This window comes from Microlunatus sp. YIM B11417, assembly GCF_059617205.1.
In genome coordinates, this window is the sequence record NZ_JCAMPJ010000002.1 from 360,091 (window position 1) to 376,683 (window position 16,593).

Sequence of the window (16,593 nt, forward strand, 5' to 3'; positions counted from 1 at the left end):
TGGGAATCAGCGGAAGCCGGTGGGCGGCGGCGTGGGCCAGCTCCCAGGCTGCGGCGGCGGGACCGGGCCGGGCGGCGGGGCCTGATGACCGGTGCCAGGGCCCGGCGGAGGTCCGGGCGGCGGCGGTTGTGGCGGTCGACGCTGCGGCAACCAGGCCGGTGCGTTGCGTTGCCGAGGCGGCGGCTGCTGTGGTGCTGCCGGCCCACCGCCGGACTCGGCCGCCTGCTTGATCGACTGCTCGGTCGCACCGGTCTCGCCCTCGGCAAGCGGCCGCAGCAGCACCGCGGTCCCGTACGCACTGACCTCCCAGAGCGACTCGGTGATCGTGCTGACGTCGTAGCGCATCCCGACGATGGCGTTCGCTCCGATCTCCTGAGCGCTCACCCACAGCCGGTTCATCGCCTCGTTGCGGCCGTGGTGCAGCAGTTGGGTGTAGTCGACGTCCTCGCCACCTCGGTACGCCGTGCCCCAGCTGAGCGTGCCGCCGTACTGGAGCGAACTCTGGGCCAGCAGACCGACCACTTCACCGAGCACCTCTTCGATCCGGTAGCCCGGCACCCCGTCCGTCGTCACGATGATCACGAGGGCTATTCCACCAGGTCAGTGTGTGGGTCGTGGCCGTCGTGTACCGATCCAGCGGGCGGCGAGCGCGACGACCTCGAGCACCAGTGCGGGACCGCCGACGACGGACCAGAGACCGGGCCCGAACGGGCGGATCAGCAGGGCAGGTTCGGTGACAGCGATCGCGACGGCCTGCAGCACCAGCAGCAGTCCGCCGATCCCGACCAGGAGGGCCACCGGCCAGCGCGGACGCCGGGCGGCGGACAACGACCAGGCGCCCCAGGCCAGGGCGAACGCGACCACGGAGAGCCCGAGCCCGAAGGTCAGGTACTCGGCCCACGGCCGCCAGCCGGCCAAGGCGAAGCCGTACGTGTTGACACCGGTGTGGACGACGCCGAGCGCGGCGACGAAGATCGCGCCGATGCGCCCGGTGATCATCGCGAACCGGCCGGCGCGAGGCTGATCTTGATCAAGGACGCGGGTCGGGAGTGGCGAAGCGGTCATGGCTCAAGCCTCGGCCGCCGGACGCCGGGACTGATCACCCGCGCGGGGGAACCGCTCCCGCCGGCAGGGGATCTCGGGTCAGCTGAGCCGTTCGGTGAGGTGGACGGTCACCTCGTCGCCGTCGGACTTGCCCAGCGTCTTCCGGATGTCGGCGTTGACCGGCAGCTTGTGGGTCCCGTCGCCGAGCGCCATGAACGCACCCTTGAACGGCAGCCCGTCCACGGTGCCGGCCACCTTGACCAGCCCGCGGGTGCCGAAGATCGTCGCCGAGTCGGGCAGCTGGACGCAGGTCCAGGTGTCGCCGGGCCGCACCTTGCCGAGCACGGCGTTGAACGTGAGGTCGATCGGACCCTTGGTGTTGGACATGGTGGCCTCCTCTGAATGGACTTCTCGGTGATGGTGACTCCGGCAGGCCGCAGAAGTCATCGCCCGCCCCAGGGTCACCGTCTCACGACGGCGGGGTCGGTGCGGCGTCTCGCTGGGATCGCAGCCGGTCGAGGACCATGGCGAGCGCGGCGGCGCAGACCTCGGCGGCCGGTCCAGACGCGTCGAGGGTGCGAACCGGCCAACCGGCGGCAGCGGCGGCCTCGTTCTCGCGCTCCGTGGTCACGTCGTGACGGGCGGCATGGTCGGCGATCCGGCGCAGCCGAGCCGGGTGATCGTGGCCGTCGGCGCGGGCGATGGTGTCGTAGCGGTCGAGCCAGGTCTCGCCACGTTCCGCTGCGGCACGTCCGACGGCCACATCGGCGGGCACCCGGAGCCGGAGCTGGAGCACGCGGCCGGCGGCCAGCTCACGTACCCGCCGAAGATGATCAACGTAGCCGGGACGGGAGGCCAGCCCCCAGGGGAGATCACCGGCCATGCCGGACGGGCACCAGTCCATGATCGCGACCGTACGCTCGGGAAGATCACGCAACCAGGTCGTGTACGCCTCCTCGAACTCCGGGCGGCGAGGATGATCAGGACCACGGAACCCGTCCGCGACCATGGCGAACTGGGGGCGGGTCAACAACTCCTCCTCGCCGAACCGATCCACCGGATGATCATCGGCAAGACGCCGGGCCAACGCGTCCGCCAGGGTGGACTTCCCGGCGCCCGCCGGCCCGGACATCGTGACCCAGAGTCCAAGCATCACAGGCCGATGGCGCGGGTCGGTGTGTCAGGCAGACCCTGGCGGACCAGGTCGATGATCTTGGCGCGCGGCACCCGGTCGAGCTCGGCGTCGGACAGCCAGGCGGCCTGATCGGAACTGCCGTCGACCTCATGGCGCAGTTCGCCGCCGATGATCTCGACGCGGTACAGGATGTTGACGCTGTGCAGATCGTGTCCGGAATTGGTCGTCCACCGGTTGGTGTGGATGCCGAGCAGCTCGGCGACCCGGACCCGATAGCCGGTCTCCTCCTCGACCTCGCGGACCACGCCCTGCTCCGGGTGCTCACCATGATCAACTCCACCGCCCGGAAGGCCCCAGGTGCCGGACCGGTAGCGGGACAGCAGGATCGAGCCGTCCTCGGCCCGACAGACGGCGTACGCACCGATGCGCTGGACGCGTTGATCAGAGAGGGACACGACTCAAGACCGTACCCTGGCGTGTTGTGACGACGAGGATGACCACGGTCGGCGTGGACGAATGGGACGAGGCCGTCGGTGTGCTGGGGGAGTGGCAGGTCGAGGGCGGGCCGATGCAGCTGCATCCCGGCGACCTCGGATGGTTCCGACGCTTCGGGACGGAGCGGGCGGCGGCCGCGCTCCGGACCTGGCGCCGGAACGGCCGGATCGCCGCCCTCGGCCTCCTCGACGGTGCCGACGTGCTGCGGATGACGACCGCCCCGGACCTGAGGGAGGACGACGAGTTGGCGCGCCGGATCGTCGAGGACGTGACCGATCCCGGCCGCGGTGTCCTCGGCGAGGGTCAGGTGTCCGTCGAGGCCCCGGCCGACGCCCTGGTCCGCGAACGTCTCGCCGAGGCCGGCTGGACGCTCGGCGAACCGTGGAGCCCGTTGCGCCGCGACCTCTCCGACCCGGTGCCGGACTCGGGCCTCGAGGTCGAGGTGGTCGGGCCGGAGCGGGTCGAGGAGCGGGCAGCCGTACAACGGGCCTCGTTCGACGGCTCGACCTTCAGCCCGGACCTGTGGAGAGCCATGGCCGCCGGCCCGCAGTACGCCGACGCGCGGTGTCTCCTCGGGTACGACAGCGCCGGAACCGCGGTGGCAGCCGTGACGGTCTGGTCGGCGGGCCCTGGCCGCCCGGGCCTGATCGAGCCGCTGGGCGTCCACCGCGACCATCGGGGCCACGGCCACGGCCGCGCGATCACCCTCGCCGCAGCGGCCGCCCTCCGTGATCTTGGTTCGTCGAGCGTCCTCGTGACCACCCCGACCTCCAACGTCGGCGCGGTCGCCACCTACCGCTCGGCCGGCTTCGCCCCGCGCCCGCAACTGCCCGACCTGACCCGGAGCTGATCAAGATCAGAGATCGGGCAGAATGATCATCAACGCCTCGAACCCGGTCTCAGTCCGGCTCGAATGGCCGACCCCGGTCGTGTCCTCGACCAGCAGGACATCGCCAGGACGCCCGATCACCGTTTCGCCGGACGCGGTCACCTCGCATTCACCGGACAGCACGACGACCAGGCGCCTGCCGGCCTCCGGCTGCTCCGGGTGCCCGCCTCCGGCCGGAGCCCGTACCACCAGGCAGGCCGAGGCCGGCAACGGCTCCGAGGCACTCAACTCGCCCGGCCCCGGCGGATCCGGCCGCAACACCGGCGCCCATGACTCGAAATGTGCCGTCCCGTCGGAACGGGTCGCCAAGCGTCGAAGCGACATCGCCCACCACCTCAACCGGTCACCTTGACCGTCATATCTCAGTGTCGATCAGGACCGGCGGCAGCGTGCGGAAACGGTTGCGGATCCGGCACTCGGCCAACGTGACGCGAGCCTTCGACGGTCGGCAGAAGGTGGCGGGTCAGGACCTGGAGGTTCCTGGTCCGAGGGCTCGGAGACGTTCGTAGAACGGCCAATGATGAGCGCTGAACTGCGCCAGCCGCGGTGTGTTGGCGACTGTCTCGCGATAGACCGTGTGTTGATCTGAGAAGTGCGTGCTACGGGCGATGGTCTCGTGCCATGGTTCGGTCAATCGCCACTCATCACGGTGACCTGTCGGCCAGGTCAGCGATCCGCGCCTGAAGGGAATCCCGACGCGGTGACAGTACCGGGACATCGTGCCCTCCGGGTCGGCGACGAGGTCATCGGAATCCACCACGGCCGGAGGCGAGGACGCGGAGCCTGTCGTTCTGGTGTAGATGTTCCAGAGGTTCTCGAGGCCGACCTCCTCGCACGTCATGTCCGGTTTGATCGCGTTGAACGAAGCCGCGATCTCGTCCGGACGGCGGAAGAGGAAGCTGTGGGTGATCCGGCTCGCAAATTCGTGATCGTCCAGCACAGGATCATGCGAACGATCGGTGGTCTCCTTCAAGAAGACGTCGCCGCGTTGCGCCAAGTCGACGATGCAGTGCTTGAGATCGCTGACCGTACGGATCGTGCGGCCAAGGACCTCAGTCCTGCCGTGGTCCTTGAGATTGCAGAACGGTTCGTGGAGCGCGATCAGGTCGCCTCGCTCCATCATCGAGCGGAAGAACGCGGTCGAACGGGAACGCGGAGCGCTCCACAGCGTGATGATCCGGCCGCTCATGGCCGGCTCCGTGGAGAGGTCTGGCGCCAGAGGTATTCCGCCCTGCGCGGAGTGGCTGGGAGCACGACCGCCATTCTCGTCGAGCGTCTCCGACGGGCAACGATCGAGGCCGGGTACGCGAACGCCGGATCGACGTGCTGTCGACCCGGCGTTCGTCCTGCGCCGGCTCTCGCTGCCGGAGCCGGACGCGTCGGCGGAGGATAGGGGATTCGAACCCCTGAGGGCTTGCACCCAACCCGCTTTCCAAGCGAGCGCCATAGGCCACTAGGCGAATCCTCCGCGCGGAAGATTACCCGGATGCGGGCCGACGGGCTAATCAGGATTCGTCGGAGTCGTCGCCGCCGCGCTCCAGTCGACGGCGTTCCTCCTTGCGGAGGCGCTTGCGGTGCTGGTCGTTCTGCTGCTGGTAGTGGCCCCACAGGCTGGAGATGGCGATCGGGACGAAGATCAGCCACCAGTACTGGCCCCAGCCGATCGCGAAGAGGAGCAGCAGGGTGACCGGCCAGATGACGGCGGTCAGGACGCCCATGGCGTTGACCAGTTTCGGCGACATCGGCATCCCGTCCGGGACGGCGACGGGCGACTTCGCCGGCTGCGGTACGGCGACCTCCTGACCCGGCCGGGGCGCGGGCAGGTCGGTGAACAGGCGGTCGATGTCGGGTTGGGTACGGGCGCTCAGGGCGGCGGTCATCCGTTCGTCGAACTCGACCTGGTCCAGCCGGCCCTGGGCCAGATGCTCGCGGAGGTATTCCGTCGCCTGATCGCGCTCTTGGTCGCCGATGCGAGGGGCGGGGACTGGCTCGGTCACCCGACCAGTATCCCAACCAGCCGGCCAGGCTGGCGTCCGGCGCCGGATCACGTACACTCGTCTCTGGTCCCCCGCGTGGCGATACCTTTCCCAACTCCCCCAGGGCCGGAAGGCAGCAAGGGTAAGAGAGCTCTTTCGGGTACGCGGGGGATCTTCCATTGTCGGCGTCGACCTCTAGCCTCAGAGCGTGCTCACCATCGACACGGCTCAGCGGCGGACCCGGCTGCTCCGCCGGCACCGGCTGGTTCCCGGCCACTTCGCAACCACACCGGCCGACGCGACGGAGTCGATCGTCGTCGTCCACGCCACCGACCCGGCCACGGTCTATCTGTCCCTGCTGGCCCGCTGCCCTGGCGCCAAGCTCGACGACATCTCCGCCGCGCTGTACGACGAGCGTTCGCTGGTCAAGCTGATCGGGATGCGACGGACCATGTTCGTGGTGCCGACCGGGTTCGCCCCGGTGGTGCACAGCGCGGCCGGGCGGGCGATCGCCCAGCGCCTCCGGAAGCAACTGATCCAGCATCTGGGCACCCACCGGACCGAGCCGCCGGTCGGGTCCGACCTCGAGGCCTGGCTGACCGATGTCGAGGCCGGGACCGAGCGTGCCGTGGACGCCCGCGGCGAGGCCCTGGCCAGTCAGCTCAGCCAGGACGAGCCGCGGCTGCGGACCACCTTGATCCCCAACGGTGACAAGGCCTACGACGTCCCGATGAAGCTCACCAGCCGGGTGCTCACGCTGATGGGTGCCGACGGCCGAGTCGTCCGCGGCCGCCCGGCCGGCACCTGGCTGTCCCGGCAGCACCGCTGGGCGTCGGTCCGTTCGCTGTGGCCCGACGGGATGCCGGATCTGCCCGAGCCCTCGGCCCAGGAGGAGTTGGTACGGGGCTGGCTCCGCGCGTTCGGCCCGGCCACCGTCGCGGACCTCAAGTGGTGGACCGGCTGGACCCTCGGCGCGACCCGCAAGGCGCTGGCCCGGCTGGAGGTCACCGAGGTCGGGCTGGACGGCGAGACCGAGCCCGGCATCGTGCTCTCCGACGACCTGGACCCGGACCCGGACGTGCCACCGGCCGCCGTGCTGCTGCCGGCGCTGGACGCGACTCCGATGGGCTGGCAGCGCCGGGAATGGTTCCTCGGACCACACCAACCGGCCCTGTTCGACCGGAACGGCAACATCGGCCCGACCGTGTGGTGGGACGGCCGGATCGTCGGCGGCTGGGCGATCCGCGACGGCGAGATCGTCTGGCGCCTGCTCGAGGACATCGGCGCGGCGGGTGAGGCCGCAGTCGCCGACGCCGCGGGCACGCTGCAGGAAAAGCTGAACGGTGCCACGGTGATCCCGAGCTTCCGTACCCCGCTGGAGCGAGAGCTGGTGTCCTGACCTGATGGGAGCCGGTCGGCAGGCGTTCGTCGACGAAGTCGTTCGAACGGGAGTACCTTCTCGCGGCGGCCCTGCTGGCTGCCGAAGATGTCACCGCTGCTCGTCGGAGAATCCGTGGACTTCTCGAAAGAGGGTGTTGTCCGTCGACTCGCGATGTGCTGTTCGGGGGCGGCTGCCATGATCGTGCACTGCTCGGGCATGATCACGAACAAAGATCGAGAGGAGTTCGGGCATGCGGGAGCCGGTGCAGGGCGGGGTCGCGCTGGTCACGGGTGCCGGTGGTGGGCTGGGTCGGGCGATCGCTCAGCGGCTGGCCGCGGACGGCTGGGCGGTGGCCGTCAATGATCTTCACCCGGGGCCGGCCGAGGCGACGGTGGCGGCGATCCGGGACGGCGGTGGTCGGGCGGCCGCGTTCCCGGCCGACGTGACGGAACCGGAGGCGGTCGGGGCCATGGTCGTGGCGGTCACGGCCGAGCTGGGTCCGGTGCTGGTCAGCGTCGCGAACGCGTCCGGCCCGCAACCGGTGGTCGGCCTGGACGAGCTGGACTGGGACCAGGTGCTGACGCACCTCGAGTTCTTCGTGAAGAGTCCGCTGCTGCTGGCGAAGTCCGTGGTGCCCGGGATGCGCTCGGCCGGCGGCGGCCGGCTGATCCACATCGGTTCGGACCTGTTCGACCGGGGCGATCCGGGCTGGTCCGGCTACATGGCGGCCAAGGGTGCATTGGTCGGGCTGACCCGGGGGTGGGCCGCCGAGCTGGGTCGGGACAAGATCACGGTGAACCTGGTCGCGCCCGGCTGGATCCCGGTGGAGCGGCACGGCGTCGTCGCCGCCGAGGTCGCGGACGGCTGGTTCGCCCGCCAGGACGTCCAGCGGTGGGGCGTCCCGGCCGACATCGCGAACACGGTCGCGTTCCTCGCCTCGGCCGAGGCCGGCTTCATCACCGGGCAACGGGTCAGCGTCAACGGCGGCTTCCACTACCTCTGAGCCGACCGCCCTGAGCCGACCGCCCGGGTCAGACCTCGGGCACCTCGGCCAGGGTGCCGTCCTCGGCGCTGACCAGGCTGTCGATCGCCGCGAAGAAGGCGGCGATGCCGGGCAGGTTGGCGCCCTTCTCCCGGGAGGCCTGGCGGTCCTCGGGTGTCGCGAACGCGACGATGTCGAGCCACTCGTCGTTCGGCAGCGACACCAGCCGGGCGTCCAGGAAGCCGGCCCGGTCGGCCCGGAAGTCCGCGAGCATCGCCGGCCGGGCGGCGAGCAGTTCCTCGGTGCGTTCCGGTGCGACCCGGAACCGGGTGAGTTCGATCGTGGTCATGGAGCCCTCCGCGTCGGTGATTGATCCGGGCAGCACAGCACCGTACGGCCGCCGGGTATTCCGGCGATGGGCTCAGGCGACGCCGGCGCCGATCCCGGTCGCCGGGCGGTAGCCGGAGAGCAGCGGGGCCAGGGCCGCAACGCCGGCGTCCCGCGGGAACAGTTCGGCCTGGATGCCGATGCTCCGGGCCGCGTCGACGTTGATCTTGTTGTCGTCGAGGAACAGCACCTGCTCGGCCCGGGTGTCGATCCGGCGCAGGATCTCGCCGAAGTACGCCCGGTCCGGCTTCGCGAAGCCCAGTTCGCAGGAGTAGAACTGATCGTCGAAGCCGTCGTCGTACCAGGGCAGGGCGTGCATCACCCCGCGACGGAAGTTCTGCTGGTTGGTCGCCAGGTAGCAGCGGATCCCGCCCCGGCGCAGCCGTTGGATCGCGGTGATCATCCGCGGGTCGACGATCACGCCGTCCCACACCTTGAGCACTTCGCGGACCGGCCGGTCGACCTGCCAGCGGTCCAGCACCCGCTGCAGCGTCGACGGGAAATCACCGCCGGCCAGGACGGTCAGTTCGGCAGCGAACACCTCGGCGATGAACGTCTCGGCCGCCTCCGGAGCCACGCAGGAGCCGAGCTGGGCGCGCCAGCCCGGCCGCGCACGCTGCACGACGCCGTCGGCGTCGAACAGGATGGCGCTGATCCCCGCAGCATGATCCACATGCCTACTTTGCCGTACCGGAGCGTCCGTGACGAGTCGGCGGGGCGTGCGTCGAGACGCGGTCCGGGGCATGATCGATTCCAAGCAACGTCGCTCACCGCGGGAGGAACGATGGCTACGCAGACGGCAGCCCCCGAACTCGAACGCAGGACCCTGCGCAAGGTGGCCCTGCGCCTCCTGCCGTTCCTCGGCCTGCTCTACTTCATCAACTATCTGGACCGGACCAACATCGGCTTCGCCAAGCTGACCATGAGCGATGATCTTGGTCTGACCCAGACGGCGTTCGGGCTGGCGTCCGGGATCTTCTTCATCGGCTACCTGTTGCTGGAGGTGCCGAGCAATCTCGCCCTGCACCGGTTCGGCGCCCGGCGCTGGATCGCCCGGATCATGATCACCTGGGGGATCGTCGCGTCGGCGCTGGCCTTCGTCCCCAACGAAGGCGTGCTCTACGTGCTGCGGTTCCTGCTCGGCGTCGCGGAGGCCGGTTTCTTCCCCGGCATCATCCTCTATCTGACCTTCTGGTTCCCGAAGCGGGAACGGGCCAAGGTGGTGGCCTGGTTCATGGTCGCGATCCCGATCTCGACCGTGCTCGGCGCGCCGATCTCGACGGCGATCATGCAGAGCTGGCACGGCCTGTTCGGGCTGGCCGGCTGGCGCGTGATGTTCCTGATGGAAGGGATCCCGGCGATCATCCTCGCCTTCGTCACCTGGTTCTACCTGACCGACCGGCCGCAGGACGCGAAGTGGCTGGCCGACGACGAGCGGGCCTGGCTGGCCGCGGAGATGGACGCCGAGGCGGCCAGCACCGAACAGCGGTTCCACTTCCCGCTGCGCCGTGCACTGACCAACGGCCGGGTGATCGCGCTGGCGTTCGTCTACTTCGGGATCGTGTACGGCCTCTACGCCCTGTCCTTCTTCCTGCCGACGATCATCAGCGGCTTCCAGAAGCAGTTCGGCGTGACGTACTCGCTGGTCCAGGTCGGCTTGATCACCGCGATCCCGTACGCCCTCGGCGCGATCGCCATGATCATCTGGGCGCGGCACGGCGACCGGACCAACGAACGAGTCTGGCATGTGGCGATCCCGGCCGTCATCGGCGGCCTGGCCATCCCGGTCGCGCTCTACCTGCAGAGTCCGGCCCTGGTCATGATCGCGGTCAGCGTCTGCGCCATCGGCGTGTGCTGTGCGCTGCCGACGTTCTGGGCGCTGCCGACCTCGTTCCTGACCGGTGCCGCGGCGGCCGGCGGGATCGCCCTGGTCAACTCGATCGGCAACCTGGCCGGCTTCGCGGCGCCGTACATCACCGGGTTCCTGGCCGACCTCACCGGCAGCCAGAACGCCGGGATGTGGGCCGTCGGTGCGGCGATGGTCGGGGCCGGCGTGCTGACCCTGGTCCTGCGCGCACTGCCGAAACCCGATCGCGAGGAAACCTCCTGAGCCGCATGTCGAAATCGGGGCGGCGGCTCCGTTCCCGGGGCAGAGGCGGCCATCGGGGCCGCAGCGAGCACACCGGAGGACAGTCATGCGCAAGCTCATCGTTCAGCAGTGGGTCACCCTCGACACCATCGTCGCCGAGGAGGACGGCGGGCTCGGGTTCGTGTCCGTCGCACCGTTCTCGGAGACCAGCGATCCGGCCTACAAGGCGGCCATGATGGGCCTGCTGGACGGGATCGACACGATGATCCTGGGCGCGAAGACGTACGCCCAGTCCACCGGGTGGGCGACCGCCGAGGACCAGGGCGAGTACGGCGAGAAGCTGAACAACCTGACCAAGTACGTCGCCTCGACCACCCTGACCGAGGCACCCTGGGGCGACTTCCCGCCCGCGACCGTGACCGGCGACCCGGTCGCCACGATCCGCGAACTGAAGCAGCAGGACGGCGGGAATCTCTGGCTGTTCGGGAGCCTGACGCTGCTGCGCACCCTGTTCGAGGCCGGGGTCGTCGACGAGGTACGGATGCTCGTCTGCCCGGTGACCCGGGGCCGGGGAACGCGGCTGTTCGAGGGCCGGCACGACCTGAAGCTGGTCGAGGCCACCGGGTTCAGCACCGGCGTCACCCTGATGCGGTACGCGTTCTAGGAGGTCTGCCGCCGACTGTCGGCGGCAGACACTAGGGTGCAGTCTGTGGACGAGGCAGGGATCGACGAGGGACCTGGACAGGACGAGGTCCTGTTCGCCGAGCCTGCAACGGTACGGGTGGAGTCGACAGCGCCATTGGCGCTCTACCGGCGGTACCGGCCGGACACGTTCGCCGACGTGATCGGCCAGGACCACGTCACCGCGCCGCTGCAGCGGGCGCTGACCAACAACCGGGTCAACCACGCCTACCTCTTCTCGGGCCCGCGCGGCTGCGGCAAGACGACCTCGGCCCGGATCCTCGCTCGCGCCCTGAACTGCGAGCGCGGACCGATCGCCGAGCCGTGCGGCGAGTGCCAGTCCTGTCGTGACCTGGCCACCGGCGGCCCGGGCAGCATCGACGTGATCGAGATCGACGCGGCGAGCCACGGCGGCGTCGACGACGCCCGGGATCTGCGCGAGCGGGCGTTCTTCTCACCGGTCAGCAGCCGGTACAAGATCTACATCGTCGACGAGGCGCACATGGTCACCACGGCCGGCTTCAATGCGCTGCTGAAGCTGGTCGAGGAGCCGCCGCCGCACGTCAAGTTCATCTTCGCGACGACCGAGCCGGAGAAGGTGATCGGCACCATCCGGTCCCGGACCCACCACTACCCGTTCCGGCTGGTGCCGCCGAAGACGCTGTCCGCCTACCTGGCGAAGCTCTGCGAGGCCGAGGGCATCGCGGTCGAGCCGGCCGTGCTGCCGCTCGTGGTCCGGGCCGGCGCCGGCTCGGTCCGGGACTCGCTGTCCGTCCTTGATCAACTCCTGGGCGGCGCCGACGACGCGGGCGTGTCGTACGGGCACGCTGCGGCTCTGCTCGGGTACACACCGGACTCGTTGCTGGACGAGTTCCTGGACGCGTTCGCGGCGGGCGACGCGGGCGGCGTCTTCTCCTGCGTGGACAAGGTGATCGAGGTCGGTCAGGACCCGCGTCGGTTCGCCGAGGACCTGCTGCGCCGGCTGCGCGACCTGGTGATCGTGGCCGCCGTGCCGGACTCGCTGTCGTCCGGGCTGGTCGACGTCTCCGGCGATCAGGCCGAGCGACTGGCCTCCCAGGCGGCGGCGCTCGGCCCGGGCGAGCTGACCCGCGCCGCCGAGGTGATCGCGGTCGGGCTGACCGAGATGAGGGGTACGACCGCGCCGCGGCTGCACCTGGAACTGATGTGCGCGCGGGTCCTGCTGCCCGGCGCCGACGTCGACGACCGCGGCGTGCACGCGCGGCTGGACCGGTTGGAGCGACGGATCGGGATGGGCGATCCGGGGGCGCCGGCGGCCGGCCCGGCCCCGGCGCCACAGGCTCAGCCCGCGGCGGCCCCGGTTCAGGCGGCGCCGCGCCAGGCCACGTCGACGGCGCCGGCCCAGGCCGCTCCGACCTCGCCGGCCCAGGGTGCTTCGACGGCTCCCGCTCAGGCGGCACCGACCCAGCCGACGCCCGCTCCGCAGTCACCCGCTCAGGCGGCGCCGACTCCCACGGCCCAGCCGGCTCAGGCGCCCGCCCAGTCCGCTCCGGCCCAGACCGCTCCGGCACCGTCCGCTCCCGCGCCGCAGGCCGCCGCGCCCGAAGCGCCGCGACCGGGCGGGCTCGCCGTGGCAGACGTCCGCCGGCTCTGGCCGGAGGTGCTCGAGGAGATCAAGGGCAAGCGGCGGTTCACCTGGATCCTGCTCAGCCAGAATGCCCAGGTGATCGACCTGCGGGACCAGGTGCTGGTGCTCGGGATGACGAACGCCGGAGCCCGGGACAGCTTCACCCGCGGCGGCAACGAGGACATCCTGTCCGACGCCCTGGTCCAGGTGCTCGGGGCCGAGCTGCGGGTCGAGGCGATCGTCGATCCCGGCGCGAACCCGGGCGGCGGCACCCCGAGTGCTCCGCCGGCCCCGCCGGCGGCGCCGTCGAGCGCAGCGGCTGCCGTACCGCAGGAAGCGCCGAGCGCCGCCGAACCGCCGGCCCAGCCACCGAACGAGGGCCCGCCCGCCCAGGCGCCCCAGGCGCAGGCCCCGGCGACGGACTGGCCCACCCCGGCCAACCCGGCCGGGCAGGGCACCGGTGTCCCGGTCGACCAGTCCGTGCTGAACCGCGCCCGGGAGCAGATCCGGCCGACGCGGACCGGCGGACCGGCTCAGCCGGACGTGGAGGATCCGGAGGACGATCGGGACGCGGCCGCCGACCGCGACGACACGGTGGTGATCGAGGACACGCAGTCCCACACCGAGCTGCTGCAGCGACACCTCGGCGCGGAGATCATCGCCGAGGAACCGTCGGACGCCGCGCACTAGTGTCGCGGCACTAGTCTTGGCAGCACGCTCGACCAACAGAAATGGAGCGATCCCGATGATCCCCGAAGGCGGCGACATGTCCGGCCTGCTGGCGCAGGCCCAGGCGATGCAGCAGCAGCTGATGCAGGCTCAGCAGGAACTGGCCGAGACCGAATTCACCGGTTCGGCCGGTGGCGACCTGGTCACGGCGACGCTGACCGGCGCGGGCGAGCTGACCGGCCTGACGATCAAGCCGGAGGCGGTCGACCCGGAGGACACCGAGACCCTGTCCGATCTGGTCATCGCCGCGGTCCGTGACGCGAACAACAAGATGAAGGCGGGTGCCGCGGCCAAGCTCGGCCCGCTCGCCGGTGGACTCGGCGGGTCCGGGCTGCCCGGCCTGCCGTTCTGAGCGGTACGGACGCAGGGGGAGGCGGACGGTGTACGAGGGACCGGTCCAGGACCTGATCGACGAGTTGGGCCAGCTGCCCGGCATCGGTCCGCGCGGCGCGCAACGGATCGCGTTCCACATCCTGGCCGCGGAGTCGGAGGACGTGCTGCGGCTCGCCGACGTGCTGCGGAGGGTCAAGGAGACCGTGAAGTTCTGCGAGGTCTGCTTCAACGTCTCCGAGGGCGAACGCTGCCGGATCTGCAACGACGCCCGTCGGGACCAGACCACGATCTGCGTGGTCGAGGAGTCCAAGGACGTGGTGGCGATCGAGCGCACCCGCGAGTTCCGCGGGCTCTACCACGTGCTCGGCGGCGCGATCAGCCCGATCGACGGCATCGGGCCGAACGAGATCAAGATCAGGGAACTCTGCCAGCGGCTCGCCGACGGCACCGTGACCGAGGTCATCCTGGCCACCGACCCCAACCTCGAGGGTGAGGCGACGGCGACGTACCTGAGCCGGCTGCTGATCCCGATGGGCGTCAAGGTCAGCCGACTGGCCAGCGGCCTGCCGGTCGGCGGTGACCTGGAGTACGCCGACGAGGTGACCCTGGGGCGCGCCTTCGAGGGCCGCCGCTACGTCGACGCCTGATCGGTCGAACCCGGCCGGGTCCCTGATACCTTCGCTCCGGTTCGTATCCAGACCACACCTCGAGGGAACCGGAAGTGTCATCGTCACCTGTCACGAAGTCGCCCGCCGTGCGCGGGCTGGGGTTGTTCGTCTTCTTCTCCCGCTGGCTTCAGGCCCCGCTCTACCTGGGGCTGATCATCGCTCAGGCCGTCTACGTCTGGCTGTTCCTGGTCGAGCTGTGGCACCTCGTCCACGAAGCGTTCTTCAGCGGTCTCAGCCTCAGCGAGTCCGAGATCATGCTCATGGTGCTCGGCCTGGTCGACGTCGTGATGATCTCGAATCTCCTGATCATGGTGATCATCGGCGGTTACGAGACCTTCGTCTCACGGATCGGTGTGGATGATCATCCGGATGTGCCGGAGTGGTTGAGTCATGTGAACGCGAACGTGCTCAAGACGAAGCTCGCGATGAGCATCATCGGGATCTCCTCGATCCACCTGCTGCGTACGTTCATCGAGTCGCACGATCTCTTCGTGAGGAACCCGGGCACGGCGGGCTGGGAGATGATGTGGCAGACGATCATCCACCTCGCCTTCGTCGCCTCGGCGATCGCGTTGGCCCTGATCGACCGGATGTCGAAGAAGCCCGCTCGCCGGGACGAGTGATCTCCCGGCCACGCCGCACCCGGGTCAGCCGACGACGCGATCGTCTTCGCGGTGATCGACGCCGAGCTGACGGCAGGCCTCCGCCAAGGTCTCCTGGACGGCGAGCGTGTCGTCCAGCGGCATGATTGAACTCTCGGTCCGGCCGGCCCGGACACCTTCGGTGACCTCGATCAACTCGTGGCAGTAGCCGCCGCCGGTCTGCGGGCGCTCGATCCGTTCCGGCTGCTGCCCGGCCCTGGTGATCACGAAGGCGGACGGGTGGTGGAACCGCGGCAGGATGTCGATCCAGCCCTCGGTTCCGGTCAGTCGCGCGGCGCCCGGGGTCTGGTGGCGCAGCGTCGTGATCAAGGACGCGACCCGGCCGTCCTGGTAGCCGAGCAACAAGGCGGCGTCGGCGTCGACTCCGGTAGGGGCCAGCGAGCCGCGGGCGATGATCGTGTCCGGCCGCCCCAGGAAGTAGTGCGCCAGCGACACCACGTAGACCCCGAGGTCGAGGGTGGCGCCGCCGCCCTGGGCCGGGTCGTAGAGCCGGTCCGCGGGGTCGTACGGCCGGTTGACCCCGAGATCGGCCTGGACCTGCCGGACCTCGCCGATCGCCCCGGCATCGACCAGCTCCCGTACCGCGACGATGGCGGGCTGGAACCGGGTCCACATCGCCTCCATCGCGTACACCGCGTGCTTGCGGGCAGCGGTGATCATCTGCCGTGCTCCGTCGACGGTCGCGGCGAACGACTTCTCCACCAGCACGGCCTTTCCGGCCTCGGCGGCGGCGATCGCCAGGTCACGGTGCTGCGGATGCGGTGTCGCGATGTAGAGCGCGTCGACCTCGTCGCTCATGATCAACTCGCGATAGCTTCCGTACGCCAGCGGCAGGCCGTGCTCCGCCGCGAATGCGTCGGCCCGCTGTGGTGAGCGGGACGCCACGGCGACCGCCCGCGCGTGCGGCACGTGCGCGAAGTCCTTGATCACCTTCCCGGCGATGCCGCCCGGTCCGAGGATGCCCCAGCGAATCTCGCGCTCCTGCTGCTGTTCCGACGCCATGCGGCCGATTATCGCGGAGTCCGCCCGTGGCCGCGGAGCGGCTCAGCCCGGGCCTGCTGCCTCCGCCACCGCCTTGATCCGCTCGAGTGTGGTCCGCATGCCGGACCGGTTGGTCCGGCCCCGCCATCGGCCGAGCAACGTCCAGTAGATCCGGTTGCCGAGCCGGTCGGCCAGTTCGAACGACTCGGTCACGGTGGTGCCGCCCTGGTGCGGTTCGAGCCGGTAACGCCAGCGGTTCAGCGAGGTGTCGCCGACGCCGACGTCGAAGGCGAACTCGCGGCCGGGGTCGCAGGCCACGATCCGGCAGGTGCTCCAGTAGACCGGTCCCTTGCCGTTGCGCTTGACGTGGCCCCGGAAGCGGACGCCGACCGCCGGGCCGGTGGCGCCGTCCAGCCACTCCGCCTCGAAGGTCTCCGGACTGAACCGGCCGATCTCGGTGACGTCGCTGACCAGCGCCCACACGTCCAGCGGCGGAGCGTCGATCCACACGGAGACGGAGTCGTGCATGATCACGACCATACGTGGTGATCATCG

Annotated in this window: 21 protein-coding genes, 1 tRNA gene and 1 other RNA gene; 10 read left to right on the forward strand and 13 right to left on the reverse strand. The window is 70.2% G+C overall.

What is annotated here, in order from left to right; translation table 11 throughout:
* Positions 1–6: 6 nt before the first annotated feature.
* The 5 genes from AC6CCG_RS11875 to AC6CCG_RS11895 all read right to left on the reverse strand — a co-directional run bounded on the left by AC6CCG_RS11875 (position 7) and on the right by AC6CCG_RS11895 (position 2,634).
* On the reverse strand, positions 7–582 hold the full coding sequence (locus AC6CCG_RS11875) for a YbjQ family protein (protein WP_496654746.1): 576 nt from the start codon (positions 580–582) through the stop codon (positions 7–9).
* An 18-nt stretch (positions 583–600) separates the two neighbouring features.
* Positions 601–1,065, reverse strand: coding sequence for a hypothetical protein (locus tag AC6CCG_RS11880; RefSeq protein WP_496654747.1), 465 nt, complete (start codon positions 1,063–1,065; stop codon positions 601–603).
* A 78-nt stretch (positions 1,066–1,143) separates the two neighbouring features.
* Positions 1,144–1,431: a DUF1905 domain-containing protein gene (locus AC6CCG_RS11885; RefSeq protein ID WP_496654748.1), complete on the reverse strand. Its 288-nt coding sequence runs from the start codon at positions 1,429–1,431 to the stop codon at positions 1,144–1,146.
* Between the two features lie 82 nt (positions 1,432–1,513).
* Positions 1,514–2,176 carry a hypothetical protein gene (locus AC6CCG_RS11890; protein ID WP_496654749.1) on the reverse strand — a complete coding sequence of 221 codons (663 nt, stop codon included), beginning with the start codon at positions 2,174–2,176 and terminating at the stop codon, positions 1,514–1,516.
* A gap of 20 nt (positions 2,177–2,196) precedes the next feature.
* Positions 2,197–2,634, reverse strand: coding sequence for an NUDIX hydrolase (locus tag AC6CCG_RS11895; RefSeq protein ID WP_496654750.1), 438 nt, complete (start codon positions 2,632–2,634; stop codon positions 2,197–2,199).
* Positions 2,635–2,660: 26 nt separating this feature from the next.
* Between AC6CCG_RS11895 and AC6CCG_RS11900 the strand changes: the two genes are divergently transcribed.
* Complete coding sequence (locus tag AC6CCG_RS11900; protein WP_496654751.1) at positions 2,661–3,524, forward strand: GNAT family N-acetyltransferase; 864 nt, start codon at positions 2,661–2,663, stop codon at positions 3,522–3,524.
* Positions 3,525–3,530: 6 nt separating this feature from the next.
* Here AC6CCG_RS11900 and AC6CCG_RS11905 read toward each other — a convergent pair whose 3' ends face one another.
* The 4 genes from AC6CCG_RS11905 to AC6CCG_RS11920 form a co-directional block, all read right to left on the reverse strand.
* Entirely contained in the window at positions 3,531–3,887 is a 357-nt protein-coding gene (locus AC6CCG_RS11905) for a cupin domain-containing protein (protein WP_496654752.1), read from the reverse strand.
* Between the two features lie 139 nt (positions 3,888–4,026).
* The gene (locus AC6CCG_RS11910) at positions 4,027–4,752 is read right to left on the reverse strand and encodes a sulfotransferase-like domain-containing protein (RefSeq protein WP_496654753.1); all 726 of its coding nucleotides are present in this window, start codon (positions 4,750–4,752) and stop codon (positions 4,027–4,029) included.
* Between the two features lie 194 nt (positions 4,753–4,946).
* Positions 4,947–5,031, reverse strand: a tRNA-Ser gene (locus AC6CCG_RS11915).
* Between the two features lie 37 nt (positions 5,032–5,068).
* Entirely contained in the window at positions 5,069–5,560 is a 492-nt protein-coding gene (locus tag AC6CCG_RS11920; RefSeq protein ID WP_496654754.1) for a DUF1707 SHOCT-like domain-containing protein, read from the reverse strand.
* Between the two features lie 62 nt (positions 5,561–5,622).
* On the opposite strand from AC6CCG_RS11920, the gene ffs reads away from it, so the two are divergent.
* The 3 genes from ffs (at position 5,623) to AC6CCG_RS11935 (ending at position 7,923) form a co-directional block, all read left to right on the forward strand.
* Positions 5,623–5,719: signal recognition particle sRNA small type (gene ffs, locus AC6CCG_RS11925), an RNA gene on the forward strand.
* Between the two features lie 28 nt (positions 5,720–5,747).
* Positions 5,748–6,938: a winged helix DNA-binding domain-containing protein gene (locus tag AC6CCG_RS11930; protein ID WP_496654755.1), complete on the forward strand. Its 1,191-nt coding sequence runs from the start codon at positions 5,748–5,750 to the stop codon at positions 6,936–6,938.
* A gap of 232 nt (positions 6,939–7,170) precedes the next feature.
* Entirely contained in the window at positions 7,171–7,923 is a 753-nt protein-coding gene (locus AC6CCG_RS11935) for an SDR family NAD(P)-dependent oxidoreductase (protein WP_496654756.1), read from the forward strand.
* A 28-nt stretch (positions 7,924–7,951) separates the two neighbouring features.
* Here AC6CCG_RS11935 and AC6CCG_RS11940 read toward each other — a convergent pair whose 3' ends face one another.
* Both AC6CCG_RS11940 and AC6CCG_RS11945 read right to left on the reverse strand, forming a co-directional pair.
* A complete protein-coding gene (locus AC6CCG_RS11940) occupies positions 7,952–8,251 on the reverse strand; it encodes a hypothetical protein (RefSeq protein WP_496654757.1) in 300 nt (99 codons plus the stop codon).
* Positions 8,252–8,323: 72 nt separating this feature from the next.
* A complete protein-coding gene (locus AC6CCG_RS11945) occupies positions 8,324–8,962 on the reverse strand; it encodes an HAD family hydrolase (protein WP_496654758.1) in 639 nt (212 codons plus the stop codon).
* Positions 8,963–9,073: 111 nt separating this feature from the next.
* Between AC6CCG_RS11945 and AC6CCG_RS11950 the strand changes: the two genes are divergently transcribed.
* The 6 genes from AC6CCG_RS11950 to AC6CCG_RS11975 all read left to right on the forward strand — a co-directional run bounded on the left by AC6CCG_RS11950 (position 9,074) and on the right by AC6CCG_RS11975 (position 15,018).
* Positions 9,074–10,399 (forward strand): MFS transporter, encoded by a 1,326-nt coding sequence (locus AC6CCG_RS11950; protein ID WP_496654759.1) that lies wholly within the window; start codon positions 9,074–9,076, stop codon positions 10,397–10,399.
* Between the two features lie 85 nt (positions 10,400–10,484).
* Complete coding sequence (locus tag AC6CCG_RS11955) at positions 10,485–11,042, forward strand: dihydrofolate reductase family protein (RefSeq protein ID WP_496654760.1); 558 nt, start codon at positions 10,485–10,487, stop codon at positions 11,040–11,042.
* A 90-nt stretch (positions 11,043–11,132) separates the two neighbouring features.
* The gene (locus AC6CCG_RS11960) at positions 11,133–13,355 is read left to right on the forward strand and encodes a DNA polymerase III subunit gamma and tau (RefSeq protein ID WP_496655396.1); all 2,223 of its coding nucleotides are present in this window, start codon (positions 11,133–11,135) and stop codon (positions 13,353–13,355) included.
* A 55-nt stretch (positions 13,356–13,410) separates the two neighbouring features.
* Positions 13,411–13,746, forward strand: coding sequence for a YbaB/EbfC family nucleoid-associated protein (locus tag AC6CCG_RS11965; protein WP_496654761.1), 336 nt, complete (start codon positions 13,411–13,413; stop codon positions 13,744–13,746).
* A gap of 28 nt (positions 13,747–13,774) precedes the next feature.
* Positions 13,775–14,374 (forward strand): recombination mediator RecR, encoded by a 600-nt coding sequence (recR, locus tag AC6CCG_RS11970; RefSeq protein ID WP_496654762.1) that lies wholly within the window; start codon positions 13,775–13,777, stop codon positions 14,372–14,374.
* Positions 14,375–14,448: 74 nt separating this feature from the next.
* Positions 14,449–15,018, forward strand: a complete 570-nt coding sequence (locus AC6CCG_RS11975) for a TIGR00645 family protein (RefSeq protein WP_496654763.1) — start codon at positions 14,449–14,451, stop codon at positions 15,016–15,018.
* Between the two features lie 24 nt (positions 15,019–15,042).
* On the opposite strand, the gene AC6CCG_RS11980 is transcribed toward AC6CCG_RS11975, so the two are convergent.
* A complete protein-coding gene (locus AC6CCG_RS11980) occupies positions 15,043–16,059 on the reverse strand; it encodes a Gfo/Idh/MocA family protein (protein ID WP_496654764.1) in 1,017 nt (338 codons plus the stop codon).
* Between the two features lie 42 nt (positions 16,060–16,101).
* Positions 16,102–16,566 (reverse strand): SRPBCC family protein, encoded by a 465-nt coding sequence (locus AC6CCG_RS11985; protein ID WP_496654765.1) that lies wholly within the window; start codon positions 16,564–16,566, stop codon positions 16,102–16,104.
* Between the last annotated feature and the right edge of the window lie 27 nt (positions 16,567–16,593).

What these genes read in the sequence shown, in the direction of transcription:
- AC6CCG_RS11880 (WP_496654747.1), bottom strand. Translation starts at nt 1,065, where the DNA reads ATGACCGCTTCGCCACTCCCGACCCGCGTCCTTGATCAAGATCAGCCT.
- AC6CCG_RS11885 (WP_496654748.1), bottom strand. Translation starts at nt 1,431, where the DNA reads ATGTCCAACACCAAGGGTCCGATCGACCTCACGTTCAACGCCGTGCTC.
- AC6CCG_RS11890 (WP_496654749.1), bottom strand. Translation starts at nt 2,176, where the DNA reads ATGTCCGGGCCGGCGGGCGCCGGGAAGTCCACCCTGGCGGACGCGTTG.
- AC6CCG_RS11905 (WP_496654752.1), bottom strand. Translation starts at nt 3,887, where the DNA reads ATGTCGCTTCGACGCTTGGCGACCCGTTCCGACGGGACGGCACATTTC.
- AC6CCG_RS11910 (WP_496654753.1), bottom strand. Translation starts at nt 4,752, where the DNA reads ATGAGCGGCCGGATCATCACGCTGTGGAGCGCTCCGCGTTCCCGTTCG.
- AC6CCG_RS11935 (WP_496654756.1), top strand. Translation starts at nt 7,171, where the DNA reads ATGCGGGAGCCGGTGCAGGGCGGGGTCGCGCTGGTCACGGGTGCCGGT.
- AC6CCG_RS11940 (WP_496654757.1), bottom strand. Translation starts at nt 8,251, where the DNA reads ATGACCACGATCGAACTCACCCGGTTCCGGGTCGCACCGGAACGCACC.
- AC6CCG_RS11950 (WP_496654759.1), top strand. Translation starts at nt 9,074, where the DNA reads ATGGCTACGCAGACGGCAGCCCCCGAACTCGAACGCAGGACCCTGCGC.
- AC6CCG_RS11955 (WP_496654760.1), top strand. Translation starts at nt 10,485, where the DNA reads ATGCGCAAGCTCATCGTTCAGCAGTGGGTCACCCTCGACACCATCGTC.
- AC6CCG_RS11965 (WP_496654761.1), top strand. Translation starts at nt 13,411, where the DNA reads ATGATCCCCGAAGGCGGCGACATGTCCGGCCTGCTGGCGCAGGCCCAG.
- AC6CCG_RS11980 (WP_496654764.1), bottom strand. Translation starts at nt 16,059, where the DNA reads ATGGCGTCGGAACAGCAGCAGGAGCGCGAGATTCGCTGGGGCATCCTC.
- AC6CCG_RS11985 (WP_496654765.1), bottom strand. Translation starts at nt 16,566, where the DNA reads ATGCACGACTCCGTCTCCGTGTGGATCGACGCTCCGCCGCTGGACGTG.